The organism is Methylosinus sp. RM1 (assembly GCF_011378635.1).
GTDB lineage: Bacteria > Pseudomonadota > Alphaproteobacteria > Rhizobiales > Beijerinckiaceae > Methylosinus > Methylosinus sporium.
In genome coordinates this window covers 1-14,807 of record NZ_WOVC01000054.1, presented here as the reverse complement: position 1 = coordinate 14,807, position 14,807 = coordinate 1, and the positions used below count along the sequence as shown (strand labels likewise).

The following is a 14,807-nucleotide window of genomic DNA, read 5'->3' as shown; positions in this document are numbered from 1 at the left end:
AAGCCCAGGCGCACGAGCATCAAGCTCCGCAGAAAAATCGCCGGATGGAGAGACGATTATCTCGCCACAGCTTTGGGCGCTTCAGCCCGTTAACCCGGATTCGGAGCCCTGGGGGGGCGACGAGGATGCGCGATTCGATAGCCAGCTTCGTGACCGGGGCCTCGCTCCCCATCAATGCGCCTCGTCCCAATTCTGCGCGGCGCGGGCTTCCACTTCCAGCGGCACGGAGAGCGCCACCGCCGGATGCGGCGCATCTTCCATCACGCGCTTGACGATGCGGATCGTCGCCTCGGCCTCGTCCTTCGGCGCCTCGAACACCAGCTCGTCATGCACTTGCAGCAGCATGCGCGCGCTGAGCTTCTCATGCGCGAGCGCCTCGTCCATGCGCGCCATGGCGCGGCGGATGATGTCGGCGGCCGCGCCTTGGATCGGCGCATTGATCGCCGCGCGCTCGAAGAAAGCGCGTTCCGAGGCGTTGGAGGAGCCGATGCGCGGGAAATGGCATTTGCGGCCGAAGATGGTGGTGACGAGGCCGTTCTCCCGCACGGCTTTGCGCGTCTTGTCCATATAGTCGCGAATGCCGGGGAAGCGCTCGAAATAGCGCTTGATATAGGCGGCCGCCTCCTCGCGCGGAATGGAGAGCTGATTGGCGAGGCCGAAGGCGGAAATGCCATAGATGATGCCGAAATTGATCGCCTTGGCGCGGCGTCGCACCTCGGACGGCATTCCCTGCACCGGCACGCCGAACATCTCGCTCGCCGTCATCGCGTGAATGTCGATTCCATCCGCGAAGGCCTGCCGCAATTGCGGAATATCGGCGATATGCGCGAGCAGGCGCAATTCGATCTGCGAATAATCCGCCGAGATGAGCACATTGCCGCGTTCGGCGACGAAGGCCGTGCGGATCTTGCGGCCTGCCTCGTTGCGCACGGGAATGTTCTGCAGATTGGGGTCGGAGGAGGAGAGCCGTCCCGTCGTCGTCGCGGCGAGCGCGTAAGATGTGTGGACGCGATGCGTCGTCGGATTGACGAAAGTGGGCAGCGCATCCGTGTAAGTGGATTTGAGCTTGGAGAGCTGCCGCCAATCCAATATGCGCGCGGCGAATGTATTGCCGCTCTCGGCCAATTCGTCGAGCACGCTGGCCGAGGTGGACCAGGCGCCGGTCGCGGTCTTCTTGGCGCCGGGCAGGCCCATCTTGCCGAAGAGAATATCGCCCAATTGCTTGGGCGAGCCGAGATTGAAGCTCTCGCCGGCGAGCTCGTGGATCTCGGCCTCGAGCCGCGCCATATCCTGCGCGAATTCGCCGGAGAGGCGCGAGAGAATATTGCGATCGATCGCGATTCCGCGCCGCTCCATTTTGGCGAGCACGCTCACCATGGGGCGCTCCAGCGTCTCATAGACGCTGGTCATATGCTCGGCGGCAAGGCGCGGTCTCAGCGCGCGCCACAGACGCAGCGCGACATCGGAATCTTCCGCCGCATATTCGGTCGCTCTGTCGAGCGGCACGCGCGCGAAGCCGATGAAGCTGCGGCCGGAGCCGGCGACGGCGGAGAAGGGAATGCATTCGTGGCCGAGATGCTTCTTCGAAAGCTCGTCGAGGCCGTGACTATTGCGGCCGGCGTCGAGCACATAAGAGATCAGCATCGTGTCCTCGATCGGCGCGACATCGATGCCGCAGCAGGCCAGAACGAGGAGATCATATTTCATATTATGCGCGATCTTCAGCACGCCGCGCGCTTCCAATAGCGGCTTCAAGCGCGCGAGCGCTTCCGCAAAGGGAATTTGCGCGGGCGGCGGATCGCCGCCGAGCAGATCGGCGCCGGTGGGCGCGACATGCTGCAGCGGAATATAGCAGGCGCGTCCGGGCGCCGTCGCCAGCGAGACGCCGACGAGATCGCAGGACATGGGATCGAGAGAGGTCGTCTCCGTATCCATCGCGACGATTCCGATGGCGAAGGCTTCCGCGATCCAGGCGTCGAGCCGCTCGAGCGTCGTCACCGTCTCATAGAGCGAGCGATCGATCTTGGTCGCGACGCCTTGCTCGCGCCGCGCCTCGGCGAGCGCGGCCGGCGAGAGCGCGCCCTTCTCTCCCGTGGGAGCTGCGGGCGCGCCCGGCGCTGCGGCCTCCGGAGCGGGGAGGGCGGGCGCCTCGGCGACCTCGCCATTGCGCGCTCGCCATCCCGCCGGGCCGACGAAGGCCGGGTCCGGCTCGATCTCATTCGCCTCGACGCCATAGGTCTCCGCGGCGCGGCGCGTGAGCTGCGTGAACTCCATCGCCTGCAGAAAGGCGACCAAAGTCTTGCCGTCCGGCTGATGCAGGCCGAGATCGTCGAGCGGAATCTCCAGCGGCGCGTCGTCGACGAGCTTCACCAGTCTCTCCGACGTGCGGATCAGCGCGACGCTCGCGGGATCGGTCAGCGTCTCGCGGCGCTTGGGCTGCTTGATCTCGCCGGCGCGCGCCAGCAGCGTGTCGAGATCGCCGTACTCATTGATGAGCTGCGCGGCGGTTTTCACGCCAATGCCCTTTGCGCCCGGCACATTGTCTGTCGAATCGCCGGCCAGCGCCTGCACATCGACGACCTTCGAAGGCGGCACGCCGAAATAATCGACCACCTCGGCGACGCCGATGCGTCGCTCCTCGCGCGCGCCCGAAGCCGGATCATACATCGACACTTTATCGTCGATGAGCTGCATCAGATCCTTGTCGGCGGAGACGATCAGCACATCGGCGCCGCGCGCCCGCGCCTCTTTGGCGTAAGTGGCGATGAGATCGTCCGCCTCATAGACGTCCTGCTCGATCGGCAGCAGGCCGAAGGCGCGCACGGCGGCGCGCATCAGCGGAAATTGTGGAATGAGATCGTCGGGCGGGTCCTGACGATGCGCCTTGTAGTCCGGGTAGATCTCCTTGCGGAAGGAGTTCTCCGATTTGTCGAAGATGATGGCGAGATGCGTCGGCGTGAGATCGGCCGCGCCCTCGCGGATGAACTGAAACAGCTTGGCGCAGAACAGCCGCACCGCGCCGGTCGGCAGGCGGTCCGTGCGATAATTATATTTCGCGTCCTGCCGTATCGACTGGAAATAGGCGCGAAAGACGAAGGACGAGCCGTCGACGAGGAAGACGCGGCTGTCGGGACCGACGGGCTTATGTGTGAGGGTCATCGCGCGAGGAGCATGAACGCTAGGCCCTCATAGAGAGGGCGGAAAGGGCGCGCGCAAGATAGCCCCGATCCCTCGGCATGGATACCCCCGGCTCGGCAGAGCGCAGGCAAAAGGGCCTCGCGCGGCCGAAGCCGGCGAGGCAGTCGGGATCGTCACACTTACAGCGCCGACGGTAATGTCTCCGTGGCGCGATTGAACCGCCAATCGGCGAGCGGCGAGGGGTCCAGCGCCGCGCGCGCAAAAAAATCGCCCCGCTCGGGCGCGCGGGGCGAAGCGAAACGAGACGAATTCAGATGAATTGCGGCTCGCCGCGCGTTCCTCAATTGATCATGCGCGTGGTGGCGCCGGTGTCGCCGGTCACGCTCGCGCTCTTGGGGGAAATCCATTCTGGAACCTTCGTCAGCGCGACGGCGACGAAGGCGACGAGGCCGACCGCCCATATGACGATCTTGCCGTAATTGGTCCCGCCATGAACGTTCAACGCCATTGTTCCCTCCGATGGTTTTTGCTTGTTTCTCTCAGGGCCGATGGCTCGGCCATGCTGACGATGGCGAGGCCGCCGCGGCCGAGAAACAGCCAATTTGCGGAAGGGCGCGGGTCCAACGCGCGCTCGGCGTCAGAGCAGCGTTTCGGTCCAGCGAACGCGGCCGTGGACGCGCAGACGCTCGGCGTCGGCGCGCTCCAGCCTCTCGGGCTCGTAGCAGGCGCGATTGTCGGAGATCAGCGTGACCGCGCCGTCGACATTGCGGCGCACGCGCCGGATCAGTGGGCCGTCGTCGAGCGAGACGAGATAGACGGCGTCGCCGATAATGTCGCGCTGCGAGCGGTCGATCAGCACGATCGCTCCATCCTCTATCGTCGGGCGCATGGAATCGCCGCGCGCGCGCAAAAATTCGAGCGCCTCGATTTCGGTTCCGAGACGTCGCAGCAGAGCGCGCGGAAAGGCGAGCCGCTCGCCGCCGCCGATTTCGCCCTCTAGCTCCTCGCCGATTCGCAGCGGCGGGATTTGCGCCATATCCGGGCCGAGCGGAATCGCCGGCGGCGCGCCGGCCTCGAATATGGGAGCGCCGCGATCGAGCACCAGCCAGTCGAGCGAGACCCCCGTCACCTCGGCGATGCGGCCGAGCTTCTCGGCCGAGGCTTCGGTCTCGCCATTGAGATAGCGGCTATAAGTGGAGGAAGTGACGCCTGCGTCTCGCAAAATCTTCGCCGGGCCGCCCGCGACCTCGACGGCCTGCCCCAATCTATGCGCGAGGCCGGATCTATCGAATACGGGATATTTCTTCGTTTCCGGCACACAGTCTCTCATATATGCTTGACAGGGGCGCGCGGATGCGGGATTTTCGGCGCAGAGTTCGTTTCCGTTTACGGTTAACACGCCGGATGTGGCGTGTCACCGCGTGGCTTGTTGCGCCCATGATTTGCAGTTGGAGAGACTTCGTCCGCCCAGCCTCCGCATGTGATGCGGAGGCTGGGCGCTGGAACCGTCGCATCGCCGCCGGAAAAGGCTTCGCTTTCGGCAATGACAATGTGGCAAGGAAGACGTCGGGAGCCGCGTGCTACGGCGGAGCGGAGGGGATATCGGGCGAACGGCAGTTCGCGCTCGCTTTGTCTCTGGCGAGAATGCTATCGGCGACGCGCGCACAGCTCGCTATCGCTTTGCGAGACCTATCCCTCGCGCGACTGGGACGCGAGCGACCGGACGCGCTTTTCTCGCATATGGTCGAGCGCAATGTCGACGACGCCATCTACGCAATAGGGCGGGATGGGCCGGCGATGATCGACGAGACTGTACGGCGCGCCGTCGACGACATAGTGCGCGAGGCCGCGCTCGGAACCGGCGCCCCTTACTTCGCCGATTAGAGCGGCGCCGTCCGAAGTGGCCGCCGGCTCGGCGTCGGAATCGCGTCGCAACAAGAGGCCGGAATCTTTCCGTGTTTCACGGAAAGATTCCGGCGGTCTGTCTCCCCGGAACTGAAGAGATTTTAAAAGAGCGAGCCCGAAGGCTCGCTTCTCGAGACACGTCAATTCATCTGACGCAGACCACGAGAGCTTTGCCGGCCGAAGTGACGACCTTTTCAGTCGAGGCGTTTGGCCGCCGCCGTCAGCTTCTCGATGCGCTCGCGCGTCTCCTCGAGGCGCTCGCGGTTTTCTTCCACCACCTCGTCCGGCGCGCGGGCGATGAAATCGGCGTTGCCGAGCTTGGCCTCGATCTTCTTCGCCTCGCCTTCGAGCTTGGCGGTCTCCTTGGCGAGACGCGCCTTCTCCGCCGCGAAATCGATGACGCCTTCCAGCGGTATGGCGCCGAGAACGCCGCGCACGATCAATTGCGCGCTGCTCTTGGGCGCAGCGTCCGCAAAGCCGATCTGCGACAGGCGCGCGAGCTTGCGCAAAGTCTCGTCCCAGCGCGTCACGCGGGCTCGGCTCTCGGCGTCGGCGCCGACGAGCGTGAGCGGCACTTCCGCGCCGGCGGGCAGATTCATCTCCGAGCGCACGGAGCGCACTTCGGAGACGAGATCGACGATCCAGCCGATTTCCGCCTCCGCGGCGGCGTCCTCGAGGCCGGAAAGATCGGGCCATTGCGCCAGCGCCAGCGGCGTCTCCCGCGCGGGGCCTTCGAAACCTTTGACGCCCCACAGCTCCTCGGTGATAAAGGGCATGAAGGGATGCAGCAGCGCGTAAATCTGATCGAGAATGAACGCCGTGGTGGCGCGCGTCTCGTCCTTGGCGGCGCCGTCCTCGCCTTGCAGCAGGGGCTTGGCGAGTTCCAGATACCAATCGCAGAACACGTTCCAGACGAAGCGATAGGCGGCGCCCGCCGCGTCGTTGAAGCGATAGGCCTCGATCGCCGTGGCGATCTCGGCGGAGGCGCGCGCCGCCTCGCTGACGATCCAGCGATTGAGCGTGATCTGGTTGTTCTTCGGGTCGAAGCCGGCGATGCGCGCGCAGCCGTTGATCTCGGCGAAGCGCGAGGCGTTCCACAGCTTGGTCGCGAAATTGCGGTAGCCTTCGACGCGCTGCGTCGAGAGCTTGATGTCGCGGCCCTGCGCCGCCATGGCCGCGAGAGTGAAGCGCAGAGCGTCCGCGCCATATTCATTGATGAGGTGAAGGGGGTCGATGACATTGCCCTTCGACTTCGACATCTTGGCGCCCTTCTCGTCACGGACGAGGGCGTGAATGTAGACGTCGTGGAAGGGAACCTCTTTTTTGAAATAGAGGCCCATCATCATCATGCGGGCGACCCAGAAGAAGATGATGTCGAAGCCCGTCACCAGAACATTGGTGGGATAATAGCGATCGAGCTCCTTCGTCTCGTCGGGCCAGCCGAGCGTCGAGAAGGGCCAGAGCGCGGAAGAGAACCAAGTGTCGAGCACATCCTCGTCGCGCCAAATCACCTCGAGATTTCGTTCACCAGTGGATTTGGCCTGCAGGTTCCTGTCGAAGATCGCTTTTAGCTTTTCTTCTGTCGGCTCCGTGTCTGTGACGATGACATCCCCGCCATAGAGGTCCGCAGCCATTCGTAAGGCGCCTTCCTGGGACTCGGCGACGAAGACATGAGGATTGCTGAGCGCCGATTTCACGCTGTCGGCGTTGGGATTGCGTCCATACCAGGCCGGAATGCGATGGCCCCACCACAGCTGGCGCGACACGCACCAAGGCTGGATGTTCTCGAGCCAATCGAAATAGGTCTTCTCCCAATTCTTCGGCACGAAATTGGTGCGGCCCTCGCGCACGGCGGCGAGCGCCGGCTGCGCCAGAGTCTTGGCGTCGACATACCATTGATCGGTGAGGCGCGGCTCCAGCACGGCGCCGGAGCGGTCGCCATGCGGGACCATATGCTTGTGGTCCGACACTTCGGCGAGCAGCTCGCGCTCTTCCATCATCGCCACGACGCGCGCGCGCGCGGCGTTGCGGTCGAGACCATGCAGCGCGGCGACCGTCAGGTCGAGCTCGGGAGAGGGCGCGACATGATCGAAGAACTCCTGATTGTCCTTCAGCGTCACGGCCCCTTCGGCGTCGAGCACATTGATGAGGCGCAGACCATGGCGGCGGCCGACCTCGAAATCGTTGAAGTCATGCGCGGGGGTGATCTTCACCGCGCCCGTGCCCTTCTCGGGATCGGAATATTCATCGGCGACGATGGGGATGAGGCGGCCGACCAGCGGCAGGCGCACATTCTTGCCGACCAATTTCGTGTAGCGCTCGTCCTCTGGATGCACGGCCACCGCCGTGTCGCCGAGCATGGTCTCGGGGCGCGTCGTCGCCACGGTGATGAACTCGCCGGTCGGCTGGCCGTCGTGATAGACCACCGGATATTTGAAGTGCCACAAATGGCCCTTCACCTCGATCTGCTGCACCTCGAGATCGGAGATGGCGGTCAGCAGCTTCGGGTCCCAATTGACGAGGCGCTTGTCCTTGTAGATCAGCCCATCGCGATAGAGCTGCACGAAGACTTTCACCACGGCGCGGGAAAGCCCTTCGTCCAGCGTGAAGCGCTCGCGCGACCAGTCGCAGGAGGCGCCGAGCCGCTTCAATTGCTCGACAATGACGCCGCCCGATTCCGCCTTCCAGGCCCACACCTCTTCCAAGAATTTGGCGCGGCCCATTTCGCGGCGATGCTGCTGGCGCTCCATCAGCCTGCGCTCGACCACCATTTGCGTCGCTATGCCGGCGTGATCCGTGCCCGGCTGCCACAGAACGTCGTCGCCGCGCATACGATGATAGCGCGCGAGAATATCCTGCAGCGTATTATTGAGCGCATGGCCCATATGCAGCGAGCCGGTGACATTCGGCGGCGGAATGACGATGGAAAAGGGCTTCGCGCCGGCGCGCTCCGGCCGGCCGGCGCGAAAGGCGCCCGCCTCTTCCCAGAGCTCGCGCATCCGCGCTTCGATGGTCGAGGGGTCGAAGGTCTTTTCCATGGGCATGGGGGAAGCTCGGAACTGCTCCCTCTCCCCGTTCACGGGGAGAGGGTTGGGGTGAGGGGCCGGGGCGCGAGGCGGATTGGTCGAAAGAGCGAGGGCTCGGAGTGGGAGCGGCATTGCCGCTCCAATTCCCCGAGCCCCTCACCCTGACCCTCTCCCCGCGCGCGGTGAGAGGGAGATCAGACCAGCGCCTTCAGCGCGCTGCGGCCGGCGTAGATCGCCGCCGGTCCCAGCTCCTCCTCGATGCGGATGAGCTGATTATACTTCGCGACTCTGTCCGAGCGCGCCAGCGAGCCGGTCTTGATCTGCCCGCTATTGGTGGCGACGGCGATGTCGGCGATGGTCGAATCCTCGGTCTCGCCGGAGCGATGCGAGATCACCGTCGTATAGGCGGCGCGATGCGCCATCTCCACGGCGGCCAGCGTCTCGGTCAGCGTGCCGATCTGATTGACCTTCACCAGCAGCGAATTGGCGACGTCCTCGTCGATGCCGCGCGCCAGGCGCTCGACATTGGTGACGAACACATCGTCGCCGACGAGCTGGATCTTGTCGCCGAGCGTGTCGGTGAGGAGGCGCCAGCCTTCCCAATCGTCCTCGGCCATGCCGTCCTCGATCGTGACGATCGGATAGGCCTCGGCGAGCTTGGCGAGATAGGCGACCTGCTCCTCTATGGTGCGCGTGACCTTCTCGCCCTCATAGACATATTTGCCGTTCTTGAAGAACTCGGTCGAGGCGACGTCGGCGCCGAGATAGATGTCCTCGCCCGGCACGAAGCCGGCGGTCACGATCGCCTCGACGATGATGTCGAGCGCCGCCTCGGCGGAGGGGAGATTGGGGGCAAAGCCCCCTTCGTCGCCCACCGAGGTGGAGAGGCCGGCCTTCTTCAGCGCGGCTTTCAGCGTGTGGAACACTTCCGCGCCCCAGCGGATCGCCTCGCGCACGGTGGGCGCGCCGACCGGCAGGATCATGAATTCCTGAAAGTCGATCGGATTGTCGGCGTGGGCGCCGCCATTGATGATGTTCATCATCGGCACCGGCAGCACGCGCGCCTGCACGCCGCCGATATAACGGTAGAGCGGCAGCGAGGAGGCGTCGGCGGCGGCCTTGGCGACGGCCAGCGAGACGCCCAGAATGGCGTTGGCGCCGAGGCGCGACTTGTTCGGCGTGTCGTCGAGCTCGATCAGCGCCTCGTCGACCGCCACCTGATCCTCGGCCTCGAAGCCGACGAGCTCGCCCGCTATGTCCTCATTGACGCTCTGCACGGCGTCCAGCACGCCCTTGCCGAGATAGCGGGTCTTGTCGCCGTCGCGCTTCTCCACCGCCTCATGGGCGCCGGTGGAGGCGCCCGACGGCACGGCGGCGCGGCCGAAGGAGCCGTCCTCCAGCACGACCTCGACCTCGACCGTGGGATTGCCGCGCGAATCGAGTATCTCGCGAGCGTGAATATCGATGATTTCGGTCATATCGGGGCCTCTTTGGAGCGTCTGGCTGCGCGGTTGCGCGCGTTGTAGACCGAACCGCGCCGGGACGAAAGCCTCGAAAACCGGCGAAAGGCCGGTTCCCTGTTGCGTTTCCGGCGCTATTTCGGCGGCGCGCCGGCGAAACGCTCGAGATCGAAGGCCTCGACGTCGCGCAGCAGCTCGACGAAGGCGGTCGCCCAATAATCGGCCGCGGCCTCGCCCTTGGCGGCGCTGGCCGCTGCGGCGTCGCCGATCGCCCCTTCCTTGGAGAGGTCCTGCGTCTTCCAGCCGAAGCCGATCGGCCGATCGGCGCGCAACCAGGTGAAATCGCGCTCGAAATCGGCGCTGGCGGAGCGAAAATGCCGCGCCCGCGCCATATCGACGAAATCCGGCGCGAGCGCGAGCATCAGCGAGGTCTCGATCTCTCCGCCATGGATGCCGAGGCGGATCTCCTCCTCGCCGAACAGGCCGTCCGGATAGCCGAAGCGATGCCAGGAGCAGGCGACGGCGAGCAGCTCGTGGCGAATGCGCAGCTCCAGCGCCGCCTGGGAGATCAGCGCCGAGTTGCCCCCATGCGAATTGAGGAGTACGAGCTTGCGGCAGCCGGCGCGGGCGACGCCTTCGCCGATCTCGCAGAGAAGGCGCAGCGCCGTTTCATGCGAGAGGCTGAGCGTGCCGGGAAAATCGCCATGCTCGATGGAGACGCCGATCGCCTGCAATGGCAGGAACAGCGCGTCGAGATCGTCCGGCAGGCGGTCGACCACACGCTCGATCATGCCGCGCATGATCTGCGAATCGACGCCGACCGGCAGATGCGGCCCATGCTGCTCGACGGCGGCGATGGGCAGCACGGCGATGACGCGCTCCATCTCGAGGTCGCGATAGTCGATGGTGGCGAGGTCGATCCAATAGCGGGACGGGAGCATGGCGGAGAGGGTAGACCTTTCGGACGGGGATCGCCATAGCTCGGCGCGTCCTTCTCCCGTTTACGGGAGAAGGTGGCCCGACGAAGTCGGGTCGGATGAGGGTCCCTCGGCGTTGGCGTGCGGTTCGGATCGTCGATTGGAGCCCGTTCGGCCCTCATCCGACCCTGCTTCGCAGGGCCACCTTCTCCCACGAGTGGGAGAAGGGAGAACCCGTAGATTGTAGAAAACTGGTGAGGCAATCGATGACGAAACGCTTCGCAGCACAGATCGCGGCTTTGGCTTTCTTCCTCTGCGCCCTTCCGGCCTTCGCGCTGGACAAGGTCTCCTTCGCCACCAATTGGCGGGCGCAGGCCGAGCATGGCGGCTTTTATCAAGCCCTCGTCGATGGCACTTACGCCAAATACGGCCTGGACGTCACAATATTGCAGGGCGGTCCGCAGTCCAACGCCCGGCTGCTGCTCGCCGCCGGCCGCGTCGATTTCTGCATGGGCGCCAATCTCAACCAGACCTTCTCGGCCGTGCAGCAGAAGGCGCCCATCGTCGCCGTCGCTTCCATGTTCCAGAAGGACCCGATCATCTTCATGTCGCATCCGGGCGAGGGTTTCGATCGTTTCGAGGATCTGCCCAAGGCGACGGCCTTCATCGGCAATGACAATCTCGTCTCGGTCTATCAATGGCTGAAACAGGCCTATGGCTTCAAGGAAGAGAAGATCAAGCCCTACACTTTCAACTCGGCGCCCTTTCTCGCCGACAAGAAATCGATTCAGCAGGGCTATCTGACCTCGGAGCCTTTCGAGATCGCGCGACAGGGCGGCTTCACGCCCAATGTCTTCCTGCTCGCCGATTACGGCTATGACAGCTATTCGACGACGATCGAGACGCGCAAGGAGACGATCGAGACCAAGGCCGATCTCGTGCAGCGCTTCGTCGACGCGTCGATCATCGGCTGGTATCATTACATCTACGGCGACAATAGCGCCGCCAACGCCGCCATCCGCAAGGACAATCCCGAAATGTCCGAGGGCCAGCTCGCTTATTCCGTCGAGAAGCTGAAAGAGCGTGGCATCGTCGACTCCGGCGATTCGCTCAGCCTCGGCATTGGCGCGATGACCGACGCGCGCCTGCGCAGCTTCTTCGACAAAATGGCCAAGGCCGGCGTCTTCCCCGCCGATCTTCCTATCGCCCAGGGCTATACGACGCGCTTCGTGAACAAGAAGGTCGGGCTGGAGCTGCGACCTTCGCACGCTATGGGGGCGCAGTGACGGTGGGCGTCGCGGAGCCTCTGGTCTCGCTGCGCGGGATCGGCAAAAGCTTCGCCAATGGCGTCGCGGCGCTCGAGAATTTCCATCTCGACCTTCGCGACGGCGAGTTTCTGACCTTGCTCGGCCCGTCGGGCTGCGGCAAATCCACGGCGCTGCGGCTCATCGCCGGCCTCGCGACGCCGAGCGCCGGCGTCATCGATTGGCGTGACTCGGCCGCGGCGCACAACATCGGCTTCGTGTTTCAGGAGGCGACGCTGCTGCCCTGGGCCGATGTCTTCGCCAATGTCTATCTGCCGCTGCGCCTCGCCGGCAAGACGCGCGAGGCCGCGGCTCCGCTGGTGCGCGAGACGCTGGCGCTCGTCGGTCTCGCCGATTACGAGACGGCGCTGCCGCGCCAGCTCTCCGGCGGCATGAAGATGCGCGTCGCCATCGCCCGCGCGCTGGTCACGCGGCCCAGACTATTGTTGATGGACGAGCCCTTTGCCGCGCTCGACGAGGTGACGCGCTTTCGCCTCGGCGACGATCTTCTCGCGATGAAGCAAAGGCTCGATACGACGATCGTCTTCGTCACCCATTCCATTTACGAGAGCGTCTATCTCTCGACGCGCATACTGGCGCTTTCCGCGCGCGGTGGCGCGATCGTCGATGCGATCGACATAGATGCGGCGATCGCGCGCGACGAAGAATTCCGCACCAGTTCCGAGTTTGCGCAATATTGCCGGCGCGCCTCCGCCGCTCTCCGCTGCGCCTATGGGGAGGAATTGCGATGAGCGGCGCACGCGCCAAAAAGACGCCCTTGCTGCGCGATGCGATATTGCCGCTCGTCGTGCTGGCCTGCGCGCTCGCCGCCTGGGAAGCGGCGGTCTATTTTTGGGATATTCCGTCCTATGTGCTGCCGGCGCCGAGCCTCATCGCAGCGACGCTGGTGAAGGACCGCGCGATTCTCTTCGCCTCGCTCATCGTCACGCTGAGGACGGCGCTGGAGGCGTTGGCGCTGGCGACGATCGGCGGCGTCGCCCTGGCTCTGCTCATCTCGCGCTCGCGCTTGATGGAGCGCGCTCTCATGCCTTTCGCCATCGTGCTGCAGGTGACGCCCATCATCGCCATAGCGCCGCTGCTGCTGGTCTATCTCGCCCCCGCCGAGGCGGTGCTGGTCTGCGCCTTTCTCGTCGCCTTTTTCCCCATTCTCGCCAATACCTCGCTCGGCCTCGCCTCGGTCGATCGCTCATTAGTCGAGCTTTTCGATCTCTATCGCGCCTCGCCCTGGCGCAAGCTCGTCTATCTGCGCGCGCCGGCGGCGCTGCCGCAATTTTTCGCCGGGCTGCGCATCGGCGGCGGGCTCGCGCTCATCGGCGCCATAGCGGCCGAGCTGGCGGCCGGCGCCGCGGGGCAGGGGGCGGGCCTCGCCTTCCGCATTTCGGAGGCGGGCTACAGGCTCGACATTCCGCGCATGTTCGCGGCGCTGGCGCTGGTGTCGCTGGCGGGAATCGTCATCTATGCGGGGCTGACAGCGCTGTCGCGCCTCGCCCTCTCACGCTGGCACGAGAGCGCGCGCAGGCTGGAGGATTAGCGCATCCTTCTCCCCCCTTCATTGGGAGTAAGGATTCACGCCTCACCGTCCGACGCCCACTTGCGCGCAGCGCGAATCGGCGGTCTTGAAATAGATCGGATCGCAGGGCGAAAAATCCTCCGGGCACATTTTCTCGCAGAATTGCACGGGGACGGCGACATAGGCCTGGGCCGGCTCCGGCTCGCGGGGGAGCCGCTCGGCGGCCTGCGCGGCGCCGAGAACCCCGAGCAGAGCGCAGACGAAAACAATCGAAACGCGCATCATGATTCCTCCGACAATTGGAGCGAATCAGCGATCTCCGCGCGCTTCGCCCACCGCGTCGACCCCATATATATCGTTGCGGAAATGGACTGTGCCATTCGCGGAAGCCCATCCGGTCATATACACCCACACCACCGGCACGGGCTTTGGCAGATTCACGTCCTGGCGCTCGCCGCCGATCTTGGCCATGATCGCGGCCTTGTCCCATTGTCCGCCCGGCGCGCCGCCGACGCCCTCCAGCAGCCAGGCCGCGAGGTCATAGACGCCTTCGACGCGCACGCAGCCATGCGAGAGAAAGCGATAATCGCTCGCAAAGAGCCGCTTGCTCGGCGTGTCATGCATATAGACGGCGTGCTTATTGGGCATTGCGATGCGGATCGAGCCGAGCGAGTTCTGCGCGCCGCTGTCCTGGCGCAGCGTGTAATTGACGGCCCGCTCGCTGGCCCAATTGATCGATTTCGGCTCCACCTCGGTCCCGCGATTGTCGAAGACGCGAATGCGCGCCTTGGCGAGATAAGACGGGTCCTTCTGCATCTTGGGCATGATCTCGTTCTTGATGATCGAGACCGGGACCGTCCATGTGGGATTGAGATTGACCGCGCCGATTTTCGCCTCGACCTCGGGCGAAGGATGCTCGACATCGCCGACGATCGCCGTATAGCGCCGCGCGACATGGCCGTTCTCCACGGCGTCGACGGCGGCGGAGGGGATGTTGACGACGATGTAGCGCGGGCCGAAGGGGAAATCATTGCCGGCGAGCCGCTGCGCCGAGGAGGCGAGCTGGCGAAAGCGCACCGAGGCCGGAATATCCAGCTCGCGCAGCGTCGCGCCGGCGACCACGCCGGTCTGCCTCAGCCCCATGCGGAATTGAAAATGTTTCACCGCTTGCGTGAGGCCCGCGTCCCAGGCCTCGCCGCCGGCGGCCTCGGCCGGCAGATCGCCCTCGGCGGCGAGGCGTTTGCGCAGCGCCGCCACCGCCTTGCCGCGCGCGCCGGGCTGGAGCGTCGTTCCGACCTTCGGCCAGCCGCCGGCGTCGGCGATCGCCGCATAGCGCTCGGAGGCGAGCGAGGTGGCGAAGAAGGTCTCGGGCTGCAGCGCCGGGGTCGGATCGTCGGAGAGCGCCATCTCGCGCGGCGGCGCAGGCTTGGGTTTCGGCTTTGGCGCGGCCGCCGTTCGCGGCGCCGCCGTCGTCGGCGCGGCGGCGCCGGGCTCGGCGGGGGCCGCAGTGGGAGCCGGCGCGGGCG

General features: G+C 65.1%; 12 protein-coding genes. 4 read left to right on the top strand and 8 right to left on the bottom strand.

What is annotated here, in order from left to right; all coding sequences use genetic code 11:
- Positions 1-171 precede the first annotated feature (171 nt).
- The 3 genes from polA to FMZ75_RS19645 form a co-directional block, all read right to left on the bottom strand.
- A complete protein-coding gene (polA, locus tag FMZ75_RS19655) occupies positions 172-3,159 on the bottom strand; it encodes a DNA polymerase I (protein WP_166145645.1) in 2,988 nt (995 codons plus the stop codon).
- 319 nt (positions 3,160-3,478) lie between these two features.
- Positions 3,479-3,646, bottom strand: a complete 168-nt coding sequence (locus FMZ75_RS19650; RefSeq protein WP_018267973.1) for a hypothetical protein — start codon at positions 3,644-3,646, stop codon at positions 3,479-3,481.
- 129 nt (positions 3,647-3,775) lie between these two features.
- Entirely contained in the window at positions 3,776-4,456 is a 681-nt protein-coding gene (locus tag FMZ75_RS19645) for a S24 family peptidase (protein ID WP_370464761.1), read from the bottom strand.
- A 422-nt stretch (positions 4,457-4,878) separates the two neighbouring features.
- Between FMZ75_RS19645 and FMZ75_RS19640 the strand changes: the two genes are divergently transcribed.
- On the top strand, positions 4,879-5,022 hold the full coding sequence (locus FMZ75_RS19640) for a hypothetical protein (RefSeq protein ID WP_158271835.1): 144 nt from the start codon (positions 4,879-4,881) through the stop codon (positions 5,020-5,022).
- A 215-nt stretch (positions 5,023-5,237) separates the two neighbouring features.
- On the opposite strand, the gene FMZ75_RS19635 is transcribed toward FMZ75_RS19640, so the two are convergent.
- The 3 genes from FMZ75_RS19635 to FMZ75_RS19625 all read right to left on the bottom strand — a co-directional run bounded on the left by FMZ75_RS19635 (position 5,238) and on the right by FMZ75_RS19625 (position 10,470).
- Positions 5,238-8,081 carry a valine--tRNA ligase gene (locus FMZ75_RS19635; RefSeq protein WP_166145651.1) on the bottom strand — a complete coding sequence of 948 codons (2,844 nt, stop codon included), beginning with the start codon at positions 8,079-8,081 and terminating at the stop codon, positions 5,238-5,240.
- Between the two features lie 182 nt (positions 8,082-8,263).
- Entirely contained in the window at positions 8,264-9,547 is a 1,284-nt protein-coding gene (gene eno / locus FMZ75_RS19630) for a phosphopyruvate hydratase (RefSeq protein WP_108918571.1), read from the bottom strand.
- A gap of 116 nt (positions 9,548-9,663) precedes the next feature.
- On the bottom strand, positions 9,664-10,470 hold the full coding sequence (locus FMZ75_RS19625; protein ID WP_142864277.1) for a creatininase family protein: 807 nt from the start codon (positions 10,468-10,470) through the stop codon (positions 9,664-9,666).
- A gap of 242 nt (positions 10,471-10,712) precedes the next feature.
- Here FMZ75_RS19625 and FMZ75_RS19620 point away from each other — a divergent pair, with 242 nt between their 5' ends.
- The 3 genes from FMZ75_RS19620 to FMZ75_RS19610 are packed head-to-tail and all read left to right on the top strand — an operon-like array spanning position 10,713 to position 13,302.
- Positions 10,713-11,732: an ABC transporter substrate-binding protein gene (locus tag FMZ75_RS19620; protein WP_142864276.1), complete on the top strand. Its 1,020-nt coding sequence runs from the start codon at positions 10,713-10,715 to the stop codon at positions 11,730-11,732.
- Positions 11,733-11,734: 2 nt separating this feature from the next.
- On the top strand, positions 11,735-12,502 hold the full coding sequence (locus tag FMZ75_RS19615; protein ID WP_142864280.1) for an ABC transporter ATP-binding protein: 768 nt from the start codon (positions 11,735-11,737) through the stop codon (positions 12,500-12,502).
- Positions 12,499-13,302: an ABC transporter permease gene (locus FMZ75_RS19610; RefSeq protein ID WP_166145636.1), complete on the top strand. Its 804-nt coding sequence runs from the start codon at positions 12,499-12,501 to the stop codon at positions 13,300-13,302. Before FMZ75_RS19615 ends, FMZ75_RS19610 begins: the two co-directional genes overlap by 4 nt.
- Before the next feature lie 42 nt (positions 13,303-13,344).
- Here FMZ75_RS19610 and FMZ75_RS19605 read toward each other — a convergent pair whose 3' ends face one another.
- Together FMZ75_RS19605 and FMZ75_RS19600 are read right to left on the bottom strand one after the other, a co-directional pair.
- Entirely contained in the window at positions 13,345-13,566 is a 222-nt protein-coding gene (locus tag FMZ75_RS19605) for a hypothetical protein (protein WP_108918578.1), read from the bottom strand.
- Positions 13,567-13,590: 24 nt separating this feature from the next.
- Positions 13,591-14,807, bottom strand: a 1,217-nt coding sequence (locus FMZ75_RS19600; RefSeq protein WP_246729123.1) for a murein L,D-transpeptidase, incomplete at its 5' end; no start/stop codon positions are given.

What these genes read in the sequence shown, in the direction of transcription:
- polA (WP_166145645.1), bottom strand. Translation starts at nt 3,159, where the DNA reads ATGACCCTCACACATAAGCCCGTCGGTCCCGACAGCCGCGTCTTCCTC.
- FMZ75_RS19650 (WP_018267973.1), bottom strand. Translation starts at nt 3,646, where the DNA reads ATGGCGTTGAACGTTCATGGCGGGACCAATTACGGCAAGATCGTCATA.
- FMZ75_RS19640 (WP_158271835.1), top strand. Translation starts at nt 4,879, where the DNA reads ATGGTCGAGCGCAATGTCGACGACGCCATCTACGCAATAGGGCGGGAT.
- FMZ75_RS19635 (WP_166145651.1), bottom strand. Translation starts at nt 8,081, where the DNA reads ATGGAAAAGACCTTCGACCCCTCGACCATCGAAGCGCGGATGCGCGAG.
- eno (WP_108918571.1), bottom strand. Translation starts at nt 9,547, where the DNA reads ATGACCGAAATCATCGATATTCACGCTCGCGAGATACTCGATTCGCGC.
- FMZ75_RS19625 (WP_142864277.1), bottom strand. Translation starts at nt 10,470, where the DNA reads ATGCTCCCGTCCCGCTATTGGATCGACCTCGCCACCATCGACTATCGC.
- FMZ75_RS19620 (WP_142864276.1), top strand. Translation starts at nt 10,713, where the DNA reads ATGACGAAACGCTTCGCAGCACAGATCGCGGCTTTGGCTTTCTTCCTC.
- FMZ75_RS19610 (WP_166145636.1), top strand. Translation starts at nt 12,499, where the DNA reads ATGAGCGGCGCACGCGCCAAAAAGACGCCCTTGCTGCGCGATGCGATA.
- FMZ75_RS19605 (WP_108918578.1), bottom strand. Translation starts at nt 13,566, where the DNA reads ATGATGCGCGTTTCGATTGTTTTCGTCTGCGCTCTGCTCGGGGTTCTC.